Here is a 17,314-nt window from a genome sequence, read left to right as displayed (position 1 = left end):
GGGACACGCCTTGTCACATTTGCGGGTGCTAGCCTGGCCGGGCACCGGAAGGAGCCGGAATGGCAGCAGTAATCCACTTTCGCGGACCCGTTTTGACCGCGCCGGACCAGGTACGGCAGGGACTCTGGTCCGTGGACGGCAGGCTGACCTTCAGCAAGCCCCCAGCCCCTCCGGACCGGGTACTGTACGGCTGGGTCCTGCCCGGGTTCGCAGATGCGCACTGCCATATCGGTTTGGGCCCCGACGGTCCGGTGGGGGCCGGGGGCGCCCGGGACCAGGCACTGGCCGACCTCAACGCAGGAACCCTGCTGGTGCGCGACGCGGGCTCGCCGGCAGACACCCGCTGGATGCAGGGCGGCCGGGACTTCCCGTTACTGATCCGCGCCGGCCGGCATATCGCGCGGACGCGCCGCTACCTGCGGGGCTTCGCTGAGGAAGTAGAGCCGGAGGGCCTTGTAGAAGCCGTACGCAAGCAGGCGCGCGACGGTGACGGTTGGGTCAAGCTGGTGGGGGACTGGATTGACCGGGGCATCGGTGACCTGGCGCCGTCCTTTCCTACCGGCTTCGTGCGCGACGCTGTCCAGGCGGCCCATGACGAAGGTGCCCGGGTGACGGCGCACTGCTTCGCCGAGGAGACCATGGACCAGATGCTGGACGCGGGCATTGACTGCGTTGAGGATGCCACCGGGCTCCTGCCGCGGCACCTGCCCCGGTTCGCGGAACAGGGCGTACCGATCGTGCCCACCCTCATCAATATCGCCACTTTCCCGGACATTGCCGCCCAAGCGGATCCCAAATTCCCGCGCTATGCCGCCCACATGCGCGCCCTGTGGGAACGCAGGCTGGAGCGGGTGGCGGAAGCCCACGCCGCGGGCGTACGCATCTTCGCAGGCACCGATGCCGGCAGCGTGATCGGGCACGACAGGATCGCCGACGAAATCCTCGCACTGTACAGCGCTGGCCTGCCCATGGATGCAGCCCTTGACTCCGCCTGCTGGGCAGCCCGTGCGTGGCTGGGAGTGGACGGGCTGGCCGAGGGAGCCCGCGCCGACGTCGTGGTGTGCCGGGAAGATCCGCGGGCAGTACCGCAAACCATCACAGCGCTGGAACATGTAGTGCTGGGAGGCCGCATCATTCGCTGATCGGGTGGCTGGGGGGACTTGGAATAAATTGAAGCTTCAAGTAATTTTAATATGTGACAGGCCGCCACCGGGACGGCCGCCAATGCAAGGAGCCGTCAATGACCGCATCAGCCAGCAGCCAGGATCTTCTTCCCGCCGACCTCGCCATGGGCACAGTGATGCTCAAGGTGGGTGACATGAAGGTCATGACCGACTACTACCAGCGCGCCCTGGGCCTCGAGGTGGTGGCCGAGCAGGACGGCGGGCTCTACCTCGGCCGGCTCGGCAGGCCATTGGTCCACCTTGCCCCGGCCCCTGGGCTGCACCTTCCCGGCAGGGGAGAGGCAGGCCTGTTCCACACCGCACTGCTGTTTGAGGACCAGGCGTCCCTTGCTGCCACCGTCGCCACGGCTGCACAATATGAGCCGCGGGCCTTCACGGGCAGCGCCGACCACCTGGTGAGCGAAGCCTTCTACTTCACCGACCCTGAGGGTAACGGCATCGAGCTCTACTGGGACCGCCCGCGCAGCAACTGGTCCTGGAATGGGACCGATGTGGTCATGGACAGCCTGGCGCTGCCGCCCCAGCGCTACCTTGAGCAGTACCTCACCGAGGAGTCCCTGGAAGGCCAGCGGCAAACAGCCGCCGGCGTGGGGCATGTCCACCTCCAGGTTGGCGATGTCCAGACCGCCCGGGACTTCTACGTGGGAACACTTGGGTTCGAAAAGACGGCGGGCTGGCACGGGCAGGCATTGTTCGTTTCCGCAGGCCGCTACCACCACCACATGGCCATGAATGTATGGAACAGCCGTGGCGCCGGCCCCCGCAAGGACACCCTGGGCTTGGGTGAGGTGCTCATCGAGGTTCCCTCCGGGGACGACGTCGGGGCGCTGGCTGACCGCCTGAAGGTCGCCGGGGTGCCCGCCCATCACACCGGCGCCGAGCTGCGGTTCGAGGATCCGTGGCGCAACCGGATCCGCGTGGCCGTCGGCTGATCAACACCGCATCCTGCGGTACTCCGCGGCAGGCCTCCCGGGTGTGCGCCGGCGGGCCCGCAACTACTAGGCTGATCCCGTACGGCCGGGTGGCACGCAGCACCCGGCGCGCAGTTCCGCCAACGGAAGAAGGGCACCAGCAATGGGCTTCACCGAGATCTTTGTCGCCACCCATGACGCCGCACTGAAACACGCCGGCCTCCTTGATGAAGGACGCGGCTCCGCCATGGAGGGCGGCCCCGACGGCCAGGCGGTGCGCATCCAGGGAATCAGCGACTTTGAAGTGGAGCAGCTCGGCGATCTTGCCGGGACGGCCGTCCACGCCGGCGGAGCAGATTATGAGCTGACCATGGTGGATGTTGCCAGCGACTCCCTCCTTGCCGTCCCGCCGGCCATGGTCCGTGCGCTGGCGGACCTGCTCACCTACGAAACCGAAGGTGAAGGCAATGTCCTCGAGGACGTCGCCGAGCAGTGGGCCGCCCAGGAGGACATCCCGTTCGGCGCGGCCCAGGCAAGGACCTACGTTGAACAGCTCGCCAGGCTTGCGGCCGGGCTGGATGACTCCCAACGGACCGGGCTGTACGTCTGGTCCGCTTGACCCGCCCGCGGCGCCAAGTCGAAATAACAGCGCTCATCTGGCACAATAGACAGGTACTCGATCCGCGTGGCCCCTCTCTCCGCGTCCGGATCCTGTCCTTCGAACCCGCAAGTATGGCCCGCCCCACGGGTGCAGAACGCCGGGTTCACCCCTTTTTCTGAAACAGGAGTGACCACAAAAGTGGCCGTAAAGATTCGCCTTAAGCGCTTCGGCAAGATGCGCGCCCCGTACTACCGCATCGTCGTCGCGGACTCACGCACCAAGCGTGATGGTCGTGCCATCGAAGAGATCGGCAAGTACCACCCCACCGAAGAGCCCTCGTTCATCGAGGTCAACTCCGAGCGCGCGCAGTACTGGCTCTCCGTCGGCGCCCAGCCGTCCGAGCAGGTTGCCGCGATCCTGAAGATCACCGGTGACTGGCAGAAGTTCAAGGGCCTGCCGGGCCAGGAAGGCACCCTCAAGACCAAGGTCGCGAAGGAATCCTTCGTTGCTCCGGAAAAGGGCTCGGTCATCATCCCGGAAGCCATCACCAAGAAGGCCTCCAAGTCTGACGCTGCCGAGGCCCCGGCCGAGGCCGAAGCTGAGACCACCGAGGCTGAGTAGATTGCTGGCAGAAGCGCTGGAGCACCTGGTCCGCGGAATCGTTGATTCCCCGGATGACGTCAAGGTCAGTTCCAAGAACAACCGCCGCGGGGACACCCTCGAGGTGCGCGTTCACCAGGACGACCTCGGACGGGTGATCGGCCGCCAGGGCCGCACCGCACGCGCACTGCGCACCGTGGTGGCTGCACTGGCCGGCGGCGAACCGGTAAGGGTCGACGTCGTCGATACCGACCGCCGCCGCTGAGCGCTCGGCAATACCAGTTTTTGCTCCGGCCCCTCCACCACCAGGTGGAGGGGCCGGAGTTCTTTCACAGCAGGGTGCTTTCCGTAGAAGCACCACAACCGGAACAGAGGAACAGATGCAGCTTCAGGTGGCACGGATTGGCAAGCCGCACGGCATTCGCGGGGAAGTCACCGTCCAGGTGTTGACCGACGCCCCGGAGGACAGGTTTGTCCCCGGAACGGAGTTCGTGGTTGAGCCTGCCGCCTCCGGTCCCCTGACCGTGAGCAGTGCCCGCTGGAACAAGGACATCCTGCTGCTCGGTTTCGAGGAAGTGACGGACCGGAACCAGGCGGAGACCCTCCGCGGAGCCAGGCTCTTCGTCGAAACCGAAGAGCTGGACGAGGACGACGACGAAGGCTGGTACGAGCACGAACTGGTGGGCCTGGAAGCCCGGGTCGGCTCACAGGTGGTGGGCAAGGTAACGGCGCTGAACACCTTGCCGGTCCAGGACCTGCTGGTGGTCACCACCCCGGACGGCGACGAGATCCTCATCCCGTTCGTGGAGCAAATCGTGCCCGAGGTGAACGTGGAAGAAGGCTTTATCCTCCTCACCCCGCCTGACGGCCTGTTCGACATCAATACTGCAGAAGCCGCCGCCCCGGAAGCCGAAGGCAGCGCTTAGATGCGCATCGACGTCGTCAGCATCTTTCCCGAATACCTCGCCCCGCTCGAACTCTCACTGATCGGCAAGGCCCGGCAGGACGGCATCCTGGACCTGCACGTCCACGACCTGCGCAGCTTCGCCACTGACAAGCACCGTTCCGTCGACGACACCCCGTATGGCGGCGGCGCCGGCATGGTCATGAAGCCCGAACCCTGGGCGCAGGCCCTCTCGGCCGTTGCCGAAGGGCGCCCGGACCAGGACGGCAGGCCCGTACTGATTGTTCCCTCGCCGGCGGGGGAGCGGTTCACGCAGGCCCTCGCCTACGAACTGGCCGAGGAGCAGCACCTCGCGTTTGCGTGCGGGCGGTATGAGGGCATCGATGAGAGGGTCATCGAATGGGCGCAGGAGCACTTCGACGTCCGGCCCGTCAGCCTGGGCGACTATGTGCTCAACGGCGGGGAAGTGGCCGTCCTGGCTATGGTGGAGGCCATTGGCCGGCTGCTCCCGGGCGTTGTGGGGAACCCCGAGTCCCTGGTGGAGGAGTCCCACTCTGACGGGCTGCTGGAGTATCCGGTCTACACCAAGCCGTCCGTGTGGCGGGACCGCGGCGTGCCCCCGGTGCTCCTCAGTGGCAACCACGGGAAGATCGCGCAGTGGCGCCGCCACGAACAGTACCGCCGGACAGCGGAGCGCCGCCCGGACCTGCTGGAGGGGTTCGACGCCGGCAGCCTCCCGCGTGCAGACCGCACCGAACTGCACAACCTGGGCTACGACGTCGTGGACGGCAAACTTGCCCGGCGGCCGGAGTCGGCAGCCGAACCGAAGGACTAGCGCCGGCGGAATTGGCGTAACCCTGCTGCTGTGGCAAAATTAACCCTTGTGTCTGCTGGGTCCGCTCCTGCCACAGGGGGTAGCGCGGCCAACAGCCGGACAACCGGCCCCATCAAGCCTTGAAGCGGCCGGATACTTTCTACTTCGGCGGTGAGACCCCGGCCTACCTTCCAGCAGCCGGACTTGCCTGCCGTGACCTAAAGTGAATGACCTGTGGCGTTCACCAGGAGTGCAATCATGCATATTCTCGATTCCGTCGATGCAGCTTCGCTGCGCAACGATGTTCCCGACTTCCGCGCGGGCGACACCCTCAAGGTGCACGTGAACATCATCGAAGGCAAGAACACCCGTGTCCAGGTCTTCCAGGGCTTCGTCCTGGGCCGCCAGGGTGACGGCGTGCGCGAAACCTTCACCGTCCGCAAGGTCTCCTTCGGCGTCGGCGTGGAGCGTACCTTCCCGGTGCACTCCCCGATCATCGAAAAGATCGAGGTCGTCACCAAGGGTGACGTCCGCCGCGCCAAGCTGTACTACATGCGCGCACTGCGCGGCAAGGCCGCCAAGATCAAGGAAAAGCGCGACTTCAGCACCGCCAAGTAAGTCCTCCCCGGATTTACCGCCAGGCTGGAGCGCGGCCGTAGCCGGCAAGCGCCGGAGCAAAGCACCAGCGCCAGGATACGGACCATGCACCAGACGAAACGCCAGCCCCGCAAAATGGGCTGGCGTTTCGTTTTTCCCGCACTGCTCCTTGCCGTCGCCCTCAGCGGATTGGTGAGGTCCCTGTGGCTCGATGTCTACTTCATTCCCTCTGAGTCCATGGAGCCGCTCCTGGAAGGCGGGGACCGGATCCTGGTATCGCGCACGGACTTCCAGGCCGAACCCATCCGGCGTGGGGACGTTGTTGTCTTCGACGGGCGTGGCAGCTTCGCGCCCCTTAGCAGCGGCAGGGGCCCGCTGGTTGACAGCACAACCTCCGCGCTGCAATGGCTCGGGCTGGCCGGGAGCGACACAACCTACGTTAAGCGGGTGATCGGCCTTCCCGGCGACAAGGTGGTTTGCTGTGATACGAGCGGAAAGGTCACCGTCAACGGGACAGCGCTGGATGAGCTCTACGTCTTCCCCGGGGATGCGCCAAGTACGCAGAAGTTCAGCACGGAGGTTCCCGAGGGCAGGCTCTGGCTGATGGGGGACCACCGGTCAGTATCCGCCGATTCACGCAGCCTGCTGGGCGCCCCCGGCGGTGGGCTCGTTCCGCTGGACCGGGTGATCGGCCGGCCGGTCCAGATCCTCTGGCCGCTTGATAGATTTGCCCCAGTAGCACGGCCGCCGGCGCCGGGGCCCACAACACAGAACGGACGGTAAATGCCCGAGAACCACGCGCGGAAACCTGAACCGCGCCACGACGGCGCATCCGAGCCGGCGGCCGTTCCAGCTGCCCCTGCATCGAGTGACGGCCCGGAGGCGGCAGTGCCGGTCCACCGGCGCAGCCGGAAGGTGTCAAAAGCTGCCGGGAAGTCCGCCGGCAATCCTTTGCTGGGATGGCTGAAGGAGATTGCCACCGTAGTGGTCATCGCGGTGGTGCTGTCCTTCCTCATCAAGACCTTCCTGTTCAGGGCCTTTTTCATCCCGTCCGAATCCATGGTGAACACCCTGGACGTGGACGACCGGATCTTCGTCAACCTCCTGGTTCCCGAGCCCTTTGCGCTGAGCCGCGGGGACGTTGTGGTGTTCCGTGACACCAAAGGCTGGCTGCCTCCGGCCCCGGCCAAAACGCAGGGTCCGTTCACCTGGGTCCAGGACGGCCTGACGTTCGTTGGACTCCTGCCGGACAATTCGGAGCAGCACCTGGTCAAGCGGGTTATCGGACTGCCTGGCGACCACGTGGTTTGCTGCGACGCCGGCGGTAAACTGACCATTAATGGGACCGCCGTCGACGAGGCGTACATCAATCCCGCCGAAGTTCCGCAGGTCCGCAACTTTGACGTCACCGTCCCGGAGGGCAAGGTGTGGGTGATGGGTGATAACCGGAACCACTCTGCGGATTCCCGTGCGCACATGGAGACCGACGGCGGATTCGTCGACCTCAAGGACCTCGAAGGCAAGGCTGCCGTGATCGCGTGGCCGCTGAACAGGATCAAGACCCTTGACAACTATCCGGACGTCTTCAAGAACGTCCCGGCGGCGCACTGACCATGTCTTCCGCAGTACAGGCCTCTCCGGCAACCAAGGCTTCCCCGCCAGCAAAGGCGGTGTCCGGCACCAAGGCCGCTTCCCGCGGCCCCAAGGCGCCCACCCTGCGGCATGAACGCACCTTCAAGGCCCAGGGAGTGCGGTTCCTCGCCGGCGTTGACGAGGTTGGCCGCGGCGCCCTTGCCGGGCCTGTGAGCGTGGGGATCGCCGTGGTGGACCTGGAGCGCCAAAAGCCGCTGGCAGGCGTGCGTGACAGCAAGCTCCTGAGCCCGGCCGAGCGCGAACGGCTGGATCCACTGGTGCGGCGCTGGTGCGTTGCTTCCGCCGTGGGGCACGCCACCGCCAGCGAAATCGATTCGCTCGGCATCATCGCTGCCCTGCGGCTGGCCGGAACCCGGGCCTGGTGCAGTGTCCTCGCTGCGGGCGTCTACCCGGAAGCCGTGCTGCTGGATGGAAGCCATAACTGGCTTTCCCCCGTGGAGCAACTGTCCCTGTTCGACCAGCCCACCCTGGAGGCCGCATGCGAGGCCCCGGTCCACACCAGGATCAAGGCCGACATGCAGTGCCTTAGCGTGGCCGCCGCAAGCGTCATCGCCAAGGTGGAGCGGGACCGGATGATGCGCGAACTGCACACCGAATTCCCCGATTACGGCTGGGACATCAACAAGGGCTACGCCACCGCCGGCCATCGGACCGTGCTTCGCGCAGCCGGGCCCACACCGTACCACCGGGTCAGCTGGAGGCTTCTCGGCGGCGAACTGCAGGGTTCGGTGGTCCCCGACGGGGACGAGCTGTACGGAGACTGACTCCTGCCGCCGGGCGCCCGCCGTGCCGGACATAGTGCAAGATGGAAGCATGAGTGCTGAAGATCTTGAGAACTATGAAACCGACATGGAGCTTCAGCTCTATCGTGAATACCGCGACGTCGTCGGCCTGTTCAGCTACGTTGTCGAGACCGAGCGGCGCTTTTACCTTGCCAACCACGTGGACCTGCAGGCCCGCAGCGCTGACGGCGAGGTCTACTTCGACCTGACCCTCCAGGACGCCTGGGTCTGGGATGTCTACCGTTCTGCCCGCTTCGTCAAGAGCGTCAGGGTTCTGACCTTCAAGGACGTCAACGTCGAGGAATTGCCCCGCAACGAGGAGCTGGCACTGCCCAAGGACGTGGACCTGGGGAACTAGCAAACCCCGGAAAGCCCAACTTCCCCTCCACACAGGCCCCTGTCCACATAGGACAGGGGCCTTCTGTTTTCCGCCTGCGTCCGCCGCCAGGCTGGTTGCGGAGGTAGAAATGAAATCGAAGGACCTGTTGGGCAGGCGCGGCGAAGACCTCGCCGCGGAATATCTTGAAGCACTGGGCATGCTGGTGGTGGACCGCAACTGGAGGTGCGCCGAGGGCGAGATCGACATCGTTGCCCTGGACGGTGATTCCTTGGTCATTGCCGAAGTCAAAACACGCCGCTCCCTGGATTACGGCCACCCGTTTGAGGCAGTGGGCCCCGAAAAGCTGGCGCGGCTGCACCGCCTCGGTGCCGCGTGGTGCCGCGACCGCGAGCTGCGGATGCCGCTGCGCCGTGTGGACGTGGTCGCCGTCGTGGACGACGGCGGCGGGGAACCCGTGGTGGAACACCTCAAGGGGGTGGGTTGATGGCGCTCGGCCGGACCTACTCCATCGCCCTTGTGGGGCTGAACGGCTACATCGTCGAAGTCGAGGCGGACATCGGCCAGACGCTCCCGGCATTCGTCATCCTCGGGTTGCCGGACGCTTCGCTGAATGAAGCCAGGGAGCGCATCCGCTCCGCCGCAAAGAACTCCGGGATCCCGCTCAGCCGCCGGAAGATCACCGCCAACCTCATTCCAGCCTCGCTGCCCAAGCGCGGCTCCGGCTTCGACCTTGCCGTCACCATGGCAGTGCTCCGGGCCGCGAATGACATCAAGCCCACCGGACGCACCGTCTTCATCGCTGAACTGGGACTTGATGGCAGGCTTCGGCCCGTGCGGGGAATCCTGCCGGCCGTCATGGCGTCCGTTCAGGCCGGCTACCCCGAGGTCGTGGTGGCCCGGGCCAACCTGGCCGAGGCCTCCCTCGTCCCGGGAGCCACCGTCCGCGGCTACCACACGCTCGCCAGGCTTGCCCTCGACTTCGGTGCCGATCCGCAGGAACTGGCCCTTGACTTCGAACCGTACGACGCTGACGAAGCCGGAGACGTCCCCGCCCTTGCGGGCCCATGTCCCGACATGGCAGATGTCTCCGGCCAGGGCGACGCCCGCAGAGCCCTGGAGGTGGCCGCCGCGGGGGCCCACCATCTGCTGCTCACCGGGCCGCCGGGCGCCGGCAAGACCATGCTGGCGGAGCGGTTGCCCGGTCTTTTACCCGACCTTGGCGACCACGAGTCCATGGAGGTCACGGCCATTCATTCGCTGTGCGGTCTGCCGTCTTCCTCCGTGCAGCTCCTGCGCCGGCCGCCCTTCGAGAACCCGCACCACTCAGCCACCGCTGCAGCCATCATCGGCGGTGGATCGGGCCTGCCCAGGCCGGGCGCGGCCTCCCGCGCCCACCGGGGCGTGCTCTTCCTTGACGAGGCGCCGGAATACGAACGGCGTGTCCTGGACGCGCTGCGGCAGCCCCTGGAGAGCGGGGAACTGGTGATTCACCGCTCGGCGGGGACGGCTGCCTACCCGGCCCGGTTCCAGCTGGTGCTTGCGGCCAATCCCTGCCCGTGCGGCAAGGCCGCCGGCAAAGGACTGGACTGCACCTGCACTCCCATGATGCGCCGCCGTTACCTTGCCAGGATGTCCGGCCCTCTGCTGGACCGGGTGGACATCCAGTTGCAGGTGGAGCGGGTTTCCCTGGCCGAATTCGGCCAGGCGGGGGCTGAAGAGGACACAGCTTCGGTGGCGCGCCGGGTGCGGGACGCACGTGTGCGGCAGGCCGAACGCCTGCAGTGCTTCGGCCTCGAGACGAACTCGCAGGTGCCGGGACGCATCCTCCGCGGAGAATTGCGGCTCGCCCCGGCAGCAACCAGGATCCTGGACCAGTCCCTGGAACGGGGCGTCCTGACCGCCCGCGGCTACGACCGCGTCCTTCGCCTCGCCTGGACCCTCGCGGACCTGGGCCACCGGGACATACCGGACACTAACGACATCGGCCAGGCACTGGGCCTGCGGCAGGCTGCGGCGGCCGCGGCATGACAAACCTCCAGGACCGGAACGAAATGAAGGAACTGCGGGTGGAGAAGGAGCGGGCCGTGGAAAAGACGCGGAGCACGGAAACGGAACGGTTGGCCCGGGCCGCCCTTTCACGGCTGATGGAACCGCAGGATGCGGCGGGCCTCGCCCTGGTGCAGATCGCAGGGGCAACGGACGCATTGCGGATCGCCACCGGGCAGGCGGCGGCCGGCCCCGACCTGGAACGGGAGATCACCGCACTGCTGGCAGACAGCGGGGCGGGCGGCAGCTGGGCCGGGCTGGCAGCAGCGTTGAAGCGGTGGCAGCCCCGGCTCACTGACCTCGCCCCCGAACGCGACCTGGCCACCATGGCGCGGCTCGGCGGACGCCTCATCATCCCCGGTGATGACCTGTGGCCTGTCCAGCTTGCGGACCTGGGAATCCAGGAACCCATCTGCCTCTGGTGGCGTGGACAAGAACAGCCGCTGCCGACACTGGACAAGTCCATAGCCCTGGTGGGATCCCGGGACAGCACCAGCTATGGGGCAGCGGTCACCGGAGACCTCGCGTACTCCCTTGCGCAGCGGGGCTTCACGATCGTCTCGGGCGGAGCCTACGGCATTGACGCCCATGCTCACCGGGCAGCCCTCGCCGGCGGATCCTCCGCTGTCCCCACTATCGCAGTCATGGCCGGGGGAGTGGACAGGTTCTATCCGTCAGGCAATGAAGACCTGCTGCGCGCCGTGGCCAACCAGGGAGCAGTGCTGGCTGAGGTACCACCAGGTTCGGCCCCAACCCGCTACCGCTTCCTGCAGCGGAACCGCCTGATTGCTGCCCTCTCCGCGGTGACGGTTGTGGCCGAGGCGCGCTGGCGCTCCGGGGCGCTCAATACGGCCCACCACGCTGAGACCCTGGGCCGTGCCGTTGGTGCCGTTCCCGGATCGGTCCACAGCGCCAACTCTGCCGGGTGCCACCGGCTTCTCCGGGACGGAGGGGCAGTCTGCGTCACTGATGCGGCGGAAGTCGCCGAGCTTGCCTCGCCCAGTGGCACGGCGCTGCCCGACCACCGTACCAGCGAAGCGGCAGTCCAGGACGGCCTGACCCTCGAGGACCTGATCCTGCTGGACGCGTTGCCGCTTCGGTCCACCACATCCGTAGAAAAGCTCTGCACCGTGGCCGGGCTGGGACAGGACTCGGTGCGGGCAGGACTTGGCCGGCTGGGCCTGCTGGGACTTGCTGTGTCGGAGCGGGGCGGCTGGAAACGCGGCAAGGGGTGACCGTGTCCGTGCGCGGTGCGGGCCACGCAACTGGGAAGGTAGAGGAGTGGAACATGAAGAACTGCCCGGGGAACTCGGCAAGGCACTGGATGCGTTCGCCGGCTACCTGTCGGGGGAGCGAGCGGTGTCGGCCCACACCAGCCGCGCGTACCTGGGCGACCTGCACAGCCTCCTGGCCCATGCGGGATCGGAAGGCGTGGCAGGACTAAAGGATCTTGAACTGGGAACCTTCCGCCGGTGGCTCGGAAGCCAAAGCTCTGCGGGCGCCTCGCGGGCCACCCTTGCGCGCCGCTCCGCCACGGCGCGGGTATTCACCGCCTGGGCACTCCGGGAAGAACTCATCGACACCGACCCCGCGCTTCGCCTGAAGGCACCCAAACGGGATGGATCCCTGCCGGGGGTGCTTCAGGCATCGCAACTCACGCGCATCCTGGAGGAACTGGAAACGTCGGCCACAGAAGGCGAACCTGTTGCAGTCAGGAACCGGGCCATGGTGGAACTCCTCTATGCCACGGGTATCCGCGTGGGCGAACTTGCCGGTCTCGATGTCGACGACCTTGACCCGGACCGCCGCACGCTGCGGGTCATCGGCAAGGGCAACAAGGAACGCACAGTCCCCTTCGGCGTCCCTGCCGCCGTGGCCGTCGACGACTGGCTCCGGCGGGGGCGCCCCGCACTGGCGAAGGACAGCAGCGGCCCCGCCCTCTTCCTGGGGGCGCGCGGCAGACGCATTGACCAGCGCCAGGTCCGTGCCCTGGTCAACACGCTCTTTGAAGCACTGGGGGACACCTCTGCGTCCGGACCCCACGCGTTGCGGCACTCGGCTGCCACGCACCTGCTCGACGGCGGCGCTGACCTGCGCGCCGTGCAGGAGATCCTGGGCCACAGCAGCCTGGCCACCACGCAGATCTATACCCACGTCTCGGTTGACCGCCTTCGGAAGAGCTATCAGCAGGCGCATCCCAGGGCCTGAACGGTGTGGCGAATCGCACTGGCGTAATTCCACGGGGTACGGCACAATAAGAGTCACGTCCGGCAACTTTCAAGTGTCGCTTGAAGCTCCCTGAGCTTCGTGCGGCGCGGCAAGCCCGGACTCAGCTTTATGTGATACATCTAAATACACGCAGGGAATCACCGCCGCAGAGCAGGGCACGGCAGTTCCATCCAGGCAGAGGTCGTTGGGGAAGACGTACCTAGAGCTATGGAGGATGGAATGTCTGTTGCAATGACCCGCGGTGTGCTGTTCGTTCACTCGGCCCCTACGGCGCTGTGCCCCCACGTTGAGTGGGCAGTCGGCGCTGTGGTGGACAAGCGGACGGACCTTGAGTGGACCCCGCAGCCTGCCGCGCCCGGCATGTTCCGGGCCGAGTTGTCCTGGACCGGGGCCCCCGGTACCGGATCCAAACTGGCGTCCTGCCTCCGTGGCTGGGCGCATCTCCGCTATGAGGTGACGGAGGAGCCCAGCCAGGGCGTGGACGGCGGCCGCTGGTCACACACGCCGGAACTGGGGATCTTCCATGCCGTCACGGACGTCCACGGCAACATCATGGTCTCCGAGGACCGCATCCGCTACGCCTACGAGTCCGGTGCGGGCGATCCGGCCGCCGTCTATCACGAACTGTCCCTCGCCCTCGGCGAAGCCTGGGACGAGGAACTTGAACCGTTCCGCCACGCTGCCGAAGGCGCCCCGGTGCGTTGGCTCCACCAGGTGGGCTGACCGCCGTCGTCCGTCCCCGGCGGTGACCTCACTGCCGCAACACATCCATAGCAAAATGGGAGGCCCCGCCGAACTGGCGGGGCCTCCCATTGGCTTCCGGGGAACATGCCCCGGCATAAGAGCTACACGCTGCGGATGGCCACAACGGCGTTGTGGCCGCCGAAACCAAACGAGTTGCTGAGCGCCACGATGCTGCCGGCAGGCAGGTCCCGGGCGGAGGTGACAACGTCGAGCGGGATCTCAGGGTCCTGGTTCTCAAGGTTGATGGTGACCGGCGCCTTGCGCTCATGCACCGCGAGGACCGTGAGGACTGCCTCCACAGCGCCGGAAGCGCCCAGGAGGTGGCCCATCTGTGACTTGGTGGCAGAGACTGCCACGTTGTCCACGTGGGTGCCCAGTGCCGCACGCAGGGCCGTGTACTCGGGCTTGTCGCCGACCGGTGTGGAGGTGGCATGTGCGTTCACGTGCACCACGTCTTCAGCCTGGATCCGGCCGTCGAACATGGCGGCCTTCAGGGCGCGGGTGGCGCCAAGTCCTTGCGGGTCCGGGGCCGTGATGTGGTACGCGTCGGCTGTGACGGATGTGCCGGCAAGTTCGGCATAGATGCGGGCGCCGCGGGCCAGGGCGTGTTCCTCGGCCTCGAGGACCAGGGCACCAGCGCCTTCACCCATGACGAAGCCGTCACGCGCGGTGTCGTACGGGCGGGAAGCGCGCTCCGGCGCATCGTTCCGGCGGGACAGTGCCTGCATCGAGGCAAATGCCGCCAGCGGCATAGGGTGGATGGCAGCCTCGGCGCCACCGCACATCACCACGTCTGCCTTGCCGGAGCGGATGAGCTCCAGACCGAGGTGCAAGGCCTCGGTGCCTGAGGCGCAGGCAGAGACTGGGGTGTGGGCGCCGGCGCGGGCACCGAGGTCCAGGCTGACGGCCGCTGCCACGCCGTTGGGCATCAGCATGGGGACAGTCATGGGCAGGACCCGGCGTGGGCCCTTTTCCTTCAGGGTGTCCCAGGCGTCCAGCAGGGTCCAGACACCACCAATGCCGGTTGCAAAAGCAACGGCCAGCCGGTCCTGGTCAAATTCCGTGATGCCGGAATCGGCCCAGGCTTCCCTGGCAGCGATGACGCCGAACTGGGTGGAGGGATCCATCCGCTTGGCTTCTACACGGCTGAGTACATCGAGGGCCGGGGTGCTGCACCGGGCGGCGAAGTGGACGGGGAGTTCGTACTTGGCTACCCAGTCGTCCTCCAGGGTGCGGGCACCGGAGACCCCTTTGAGGGCGTTGTTCCACATAGTGGGTACATCGCCGCCGATGGGTGTGGTGGCACCCAGACCGGTAATGACTACTTTGCGTGTCATGGGATCACTCTTTCTTCGGTGGGGAGTCCGCCTGCGCCTGCCGCGGGGTCCCGCACATCTTGTAATCGGCCAGTCCCGGTCGGGGTTCTGTGCCGGATAAATGCGGCGGGCTGCCGGTCCGGTCAATCCGGACCGGCAGCCCTGCCAAGCCGTGTGACGGCGAAAAGCCTGGGACTAGGACTGTGCTCCGGAGATGAAGCTGACAGCGTCGCCGACAGTCTTGAGGTTTTTGACCTCTTCGTCCGGGATGCGAACGCCAAACTTTTCCTCGGCGTTGACCACGATGGTCATCATGGAGATGGAGTCGATGTCCAGGTCCTCGGTGAAGGACTTGTCCAGCTCGACGGCCTCCGGGGCAAGTCCGGTTTCTTCGTTGACGATTTCAGCCAAGCCGGCCAGGATCTCTTCGTTGCTAGCCATTGGTGGCTCCTTTTCTTGTATTGCCGGCAGGGGCTGCCGGAAACGGTCCGGGCCGCGGTTGCGGCCCTTGGGCGTATCTAGGGAAGGACAATTACCTGTGCGCCGAAGACCAGTCCGGCACCGAAACCGATCTGCAGGGCCAGCCCGCCGCTCAGTCCAGGGTTCTCCTGCAGGAGCCGGTGGGTTGCCAGCGGGATGGAGGCAGCAGAGGTGTTGCCGGCCTCGGCAATGTCCCGTGCCACTGTAACCGTCTCGGGCAGCTTCAGCTTCTTCACCATCTCGTCGATGATGCGCATATTGGCCTGGTGGGGGATGAAGGCCACCAGGTCTTCCGCCTGGATGCCGGCCGCATCGAGAGCCTGCTGGGCCACCTTGGCCATCTCCCATACAGCCCACCGGAACACCGTCTGGCCGTCCTGGCGGAGGGTGGGGTACAGCTCCTGGGCTTCTTCCAGCAGTGCAAGGTCGCCGGTGGAGTCTGACTGCCGGGCGGCCAAACCGAGGTCGCGGACGTCAAGCAGGGACCGCGTCATGCCGATGGCGTCCCACTTGCTGCCGTCCGAGCCCCATACCGACGGTGCGATGCCCGGGGTCTCGGAGGGTCCGATGACGACCGCGCCGGCGCCATCGCCCAGGAGGAAGGAGATGGTGCGTTCCCGGTTGTCGATGACATCGGAGAGCTTCTCCGCTCCAACCACCAGCACATACTTCGCCGCGCCGGACCGGACCAGTGCATCGGCTTGGGCAATGCCGTAGCAGTAACCGGCGCAGGCAGCTGATATGTCGAAGGCGGGCGCCGGGGTGGCGCCGATCCGGTCAGCCAGGCTGGCCGCGGCGGAGGGAGTGGCGTAAGGGTGGGTCACGGTGGAGACAATGACTGCACCGAGCTCCGAGCCGTCAATGCCGGCCTTCTCCATGGCCTCCCGGGCAGCGCCCTCAGCCATGTCGATCACGCTGACGTCGGCCGCGGCGCGGTGGCGGGTCACGATGCCGGTGCGCTGGCGGATCCACTCGTCCGAGGAATCGATCCACTGGCACACATCTTCGTTGGTGACGATGACGTCCGGCCGGTAGGCACCGAGGCCAAGGATACGGGTGTGCTCCTGGATGGGAGCCTGTTTCAGCGTGGGAACGCTCATGCGTTGCCCTCCAGTTCTGCGAAGAGCGCCAGTGCGGCGGACAGGTCATCAGGGGTTTTGACAGCAACGGTTTTGACTCCGGGCATGCCGCGTTTGGCCAGGCCGGCCAACGTGCCGGCCGGTGCCAGTTCGATCACGCCCGTGACTCCCCGCTTCACCATGGCTTCCATGCAGAGGTCCCAGCGGACGGGGCGGGACACCTGGGCGATCAGGCTTTCGACGGCGGCACCGCCGTCGGTGACTTCGCCGCCGTCGTAGTTCGACAGCAGGGGCACCTTGGGGGCAACCGGGTTCAACTGCGGTTCCAGGGCCTTGAGCGCGGTGACGGCGGGCGACATGTGGCTGGTGTGGAACGCGCCGGCCACCTTGAGTGGGATGACCCGGGCCTTGGCGGGCGGGTTCTCGGCCAAGGCCTTCAGTTGCTCGAAGGTTCCCGCAGCCACCGTCTGGCCGGCACCATTGACGTTGGCGGGGGCAGCGCCGGCTGCCTCGATGGCGGCCAGCACCTCGGCTGGATCGCCACCTACAACGGCGCTCATGCCGGTAGGCGTGACAGCTGCCGCGGCGGCCATGCTGTTGGCACGCTCCCGTACGAACGACATGGCTTCCTGTTCGGTCAGCACCCCGGCCAGGGCTGCTGCGGTGATCTCACCCACTGAGTGGCCCGCAAGGATCACCGGGAGGGAGTTGAGCTCGACGTCAAAGAGGGAGGCCGCGGTGACAAGCCCGGCGGCAACAATCAGGGGCTGCGCCACGGCAGTGTCCTTGATGGTCTCCTCGTCGGAAGTGGTTCCGTGGGCAATCAGGTCGATGCCTGCGATGTCGCTCAGGGAGGCCAGCTGGCCTGCCACCGACGGAAGTTCCAGCCAGGGGGCCAGGAAACCCGGGGTCTGTGAGCCCTGTCCAGGGCAGACTATTGCAAGCACTTAACCAGCTTTCCAAATTACTGTGTGATCCAGCGGTGTTTCTCCACACCAAGCTCACGGGGTCAGGTTGTAGGAAGTCTACAATGC

General features: G+C 66.4%; 21 protein-coding genes. 17 read left to right on the top strand and 4 right to left on the bottom strand.

All coding sequences use genetic code 11. The features are described 5' to 3' along the window. Nucleotides 1-59 precede the first annotated feature (59 nt). From J7I84_RS17845 to J7I84_RS17765, 17 genes are all read left to right on the top strand, one after another. The gene (locus J7I84_RS17845; protein WP_214945868.1) at nt 60-1,142 is read left to right on the top strand and encodes an amidohydrolase family protein; all 1,083 of its coding nucleotides are present in this window, start codon (nt 60-62) and stop codon (nt 1,140-1,142) included. A 98-nt stretch (nt 1,143-1,240) separates the two neighbouring features. After that, nucleotides 1,241-2,116: a VOC family protein gene (locus J7I84_RS17840; protein ID WP_214945867.1), complete on the top strand. Its 876-nt coding sequence runs from the start codon at nt 1,241-1,243 to the stop codon at nt 2,114-2,116. 142 nt (nt 2,117-2,258) lie between these two features. Continuing rightward, nucleotides 2,259-2,714: a hypothetical protein gene (locus J7I84_RS17835; RefSeq protein ID WP_214945866.1), complete on the top strand. Its 456-nt coding sequence runs from the start codon at nt 2,259-2,261 to the stop codon at nt 2,712-2,714. Nucleotides 2,715-2,894: 180 nt separating this feature from the next. Then, nucleotides 2,895-3,317 carry a 30S ribosomal protein S16 gene (gene rpsP / locus J7I84_RS17830; protein ID WP_214945865.1) on the top strand — a complete coding sequence of 141 codons (423 nt, stop codon included), beginning with the start codon at nt 2,895-2,897 and terminating at the stop codon, nt 3,315-3,317. A gap of 1 nt (nt 3,318) precedes the next feature. After that, complete coding sequence (locus J7I84_RS17825) at nt 3,319-3,561, top strand: RNA-binding protein (RefSeq protein WP_018759999.1); 243 nt, start codon at nt 3,319-3,321, stop codon at nt 3,559-3,561. A gap of 115 nt (nt 3,562-3,676) precedes the next feature. Next, nucleotides 3,677-4,222: a ribosome maturation factor RimM gene (gene rimM, locus J7I84_RS17820; protein ID WP_214945864.1), complete on the top strand. Its 546-nt coding sequence runs from the start codon at nt 3,677-3,679 to the stop codon at nt 4,220-4,222. Then, complete coding sequence (gene trmD / locus J7I84_RS17815; protein ID WP_214945863.1) at nt 4,223-5,035, top strand: tRNA (guanosine(37)-N1)-methyltransferase TrmD; 813 nt, start codon at nt 4,223-4,225, stop codon at nt 5,033-5,035. It abuts the gene before it with no gap. A 237-nt stretch (nt 5,036-5,272) separates the two neighbouring features. Then, complete coding sequence (rplS, locus tag J7I84_RS17810; protein WP_214945862.1) at nt 5,273-5,632, top strand: 50S ribosomal protein L19; 360 nt, start codon at nt 5,273-5,275, stop codon at nt 5,630-5,632. Between the two features lie 84 nt (nt 5,633-5,716). Further along, complete coding sequence (gene lepB, locus J7I84_RS17805) at nt 5,717-6,394, top strand: signal peptidase I (RefSeq protein WP_214945861.1); 678 nt, start codon at nt 5,717-5,719, stop codon at nt 6,392-6,394. After that, entirely contained in the window at nt 6,395-7,222 is an 828-nt protein-coding gene (gene lepB, locus J7I84_RS17800; RefSeq protein ID WP_214945860.1) for a signal peptidase I, read from the top strand. A 2-nt stretch (nt 7,223-7,224) separates the two neighbouring features. Further along, the gene (locus J7I84_RS17795) at nt 7,225-8,028 is read left to right on the top strand and encodes a ribonuclease HII (RefSeq protein WP_214945859.1); all 804 of its coding nucleotides are present in this window, start codon (nt 7,225-7,227) and stop codon (nt 8,026-8,028) included. Nucleotides 8,029-8,077: 49 nt separating this feature from the next. Continuing rightward, the gene (locus tag J7I84_RS17790) at nt 8,078-8,404 is read left to right on the top strand and encodes a DUF2469 domain-containing protein (protein ID WP_056335405.1); all 327 of its coding nucleotides are present in this window, start codon (nt 8,078-8,080) and stop codon (nt 8,402-8,404) included. Between the two features lie 109 nt (nt 8,405-8,513). After that, entirely contained in the window at nt 8,514-8,870 is a 357-nt protein-coding gene (locus tag J7I84_RS17785; protein ID WP_214945858.1) for a YraN family protein, read from the top strand. Next, entirely contained in the window at nt 8,870-10,414 is a 1,545-nt protein-coding gene (locus tag J7I84_RS17780; RefSeq protein WP_214945857.1) for a YifB family Mg chelatase-like AAA ATPase, read from the top strand. The genes J7I84_RS17785 and J7I84_RS17780 overlap by 1 nt, the downstream gene beginning before the upstream one ends. A gap of 23 nt (nt 10,415-10,437) precedes the next feature. Further along, nucleotides 10,438-11,667 (top strand): DNA-processing protein DprA, encoded by a 1,230-nt coding sequence (dprA, locus tag J7I84_RS17775; RefSeq protein ID WP_214945933.1) that lies wholly within the window; start codon nt 10,438-10,440, stop codon nt 11,665-11,667. 46 nt (nt 11,668-11,713) lie between these two features. Further along, nucleotides 11,714-12,640, top strand: coding sequence for a tyrosine recombinase XerC (locus J7I84_RS17770; protein ID WP_214945856.1), 927 nt, complete (start codon nt 11,714-11,716; stop codon nt 12,638-12,640). Nucleotides 12,641-12,880: 240 nt separating this feature from the next. Further along, nucleotides 12,881-13,384: a DUF3145 domain-containing protein gene (locus tag J7I84_RS17765; protein ID WP_188571271.1), complete on the top strand. Its 504-nt coding sequence runs from the start codon at nt 12,881-12,883 to the stop codon at nt 13,382-13,384. A gap of 122 nt (nt 13,385-13,506) precedes the next feature. Here J7I84_RS17765 and J7I84_RS17760 read toward each other — a convergent pair whose 3' ends face one another. The 4 genes from J7I84_RS17760 to J7I84_RS17745 form a co-directional block, all read right to left on the bottom strand. Further along, nucleotides 13,507-14,742, bottom strand: a complete 1,236-nt coding sequence (locus J7I84_RS17760) for a beta-ketoacyl synthase (RefSeq protein ID WP_214945855.1) — start codon at nt 14,740-14,742, stop codon at nt 13,507-13,509. A gap of 174 nt (nt 14,743-14,916) precedes the next feature. Then, nucleotides 14,917-15,162 carry an acyl carrier protein gene (locus tag J7I84_RS17755; RefSeq protein WP_214945854.1) on the bottom strand — a complete coding sequence of 82 codons (246 nt, stop codon included), beginning with the start codon at nt 15,160-15,162 and terminating at the stop codon, nt 14,917-14,919. A gap of 77 nt (nt 15,163-15,239) precedes the next feature. Then, nucleotides 15,240-16,301 carry a beta-ketoacyl-ACP synthase III gene (locus J7I84_RS17750; RefSeq protein ID WP_214945853.1) on the bottom strand — a complete coding sequence of 354 codons (1,062 nt, stop codon included), beginning with the start codon at nt 16,299-16,301 and terminating at the stop codon, nt 15,240-15,242. Continuing rightward, nucleotides 16,298-17,227 (bottom strand): ACP S-malonyltransferase, encoded by a 930-nt coding sequence (locus tag J7I84_RS17745; RefSeq protein ID WP_214945852.1) that lies wholly within the window; start codon nt 17,225-17,227, stop codon nt 16,298-16,300. The genes J7I84_RS17750 and J7I84_RS17745 overlap by 4 nt, the downstream gene beginning before the upstream one ends. Nucleotides 17,228-17,314: the final 87 nt, after the last annotated feature.

This window comes from Arthrobacter sp. ISL-85, from assembly GCF_018613675.1.
Lineage (GTDB): Bacteria > Actinomycetota > Actinomycetes > Actinomycetales > Micrococcaceae > Arthrobacter.
The sequence above is the reverse complement of the archived record's forward strand: the minus strand, read 5'-3'. Positions and strand labels throughout refer to the sequence as shown.

Excerpts from the sequence above, each read along its gene's own strand:
- J7I84_RS17845 (WP_214945868.1), top strand. The coding sequence starts at position 60 with ATGGCAGCAGTAATCCACTTTCGCGGACCCGTTTTGACCGCGCCGGAC.
- J7I84_RS17840 (WP_214945867.1), top strand. The coding sequence starts at position 1,241 with ATGACCGCATCAGCCAGCAGCCAGGATCTTCTTCCCGCCGACCTCGCC.
- J7I84_RS17835 (WP_214945866.1), top strand. The coding sequence starts at position 2,259 with ATGGGCTTCACCGAGATCTTTGTCGCCACCCATGACGCCGCACTGAAA.
- rimM (WP_214945864.1), top strand. The coding sequence starts at position 3,677 with ATGCAGCTTCAGGTGGCACGGATTGGCAAGCCGCACGGCATTCGCGGG.
- trmD (WP_214945863.1), top strand. The coding sequence starts at position 4,223 with ATGCGCATCGACGTCGTCAGCATCTTTCCCGAATACCTCGCCCCGCTC.
- rplS (WP_214945862.1), top strand. The coding sequence starts at position 5,273 with ATGCATATTCTCGATTCCGTCGATGCAGCTTCGCTGCGCAACGATGTT.
- lepB (WP_214945861.1), top strand. The coding sequence starts at position 5,717 with ATGCACCAGACGAAACGCCAGCCCCGCAAAATGGGCTGGCGTTTCGTT.
- lepB (WP_214945860.1), top strand. The coding sequence starts at position 6,395 with ATGCCCGAGAACCACGCGCGGAAACCTGAACCGCGCCACGACGGCGCA.
- J7I84_RS17795 (WP_214945859.1), top strand. The coding sequence starts at position 7,225 with ATGTCTTCCGCAGTACAGGCCTCTCCGGCAACCAAGGCTTCCCCGCCA.
- J7I84_RS17790 (WP_056335405.1), top strand. The coding sequence starts at position 8,078 with ATGAGTGCTGAAGATCTTGAGAACTATGAAACCGACATGGAGCTTCAG.
- J7I84_RS17785 (WP_214945858.1), top strand. The coding sequence starts at position 8,514 with ATGAAATCGAAGGACCTGTTGGGCAGGCGCGGCGAAGACCTCGCCGCG.
- J7I84_RS17780 (WP_214945857.1), top strand. The coding sequence starts at position 8,870 with ATGGCGCTCGGCCGGACCTACTCCATCGCCCTTGTGGGGCTGAACGGC.
- dprA (WP_214945933.1), top strand. The coding sequence starts at position 10,438 with ATGAAGGAACTGCGGGTGGAGAAGGAGCGGGCCGTGGAAAAGACGCGG.
- J7I84_RS17765 (WP_188571271.1), top strand. The coding sequence starts at position 12,881 with ATGTCTGTTGCAATGACCCGCGGTGTGCTGTTCGTTCACTCGGCCCCT.
- J7I84_RS17760 (WP_214945855.1), bottom strand. The coding sequence starts at position 14,742 with ATGACACGCAAAGTAGTCATTACCGGTCTGGGTGCCACCACACCCATC.
- J7I84_RS17755 (WP_214945854.1), bottom strand. The coding sequence starts at position 15,162 with ATGGCTAGCAACGAAGAGATCCTGGCCGGCTTGGCTGAAATCGTCAAC.
- J7I84_RS17750 (WP_214945853.1), bottom strand. The coding sequence starts at position 16,301 with ATGAGCGTTCCCACGCTGAAACAGGCTCCCATCCAGGAGCACACCCGT.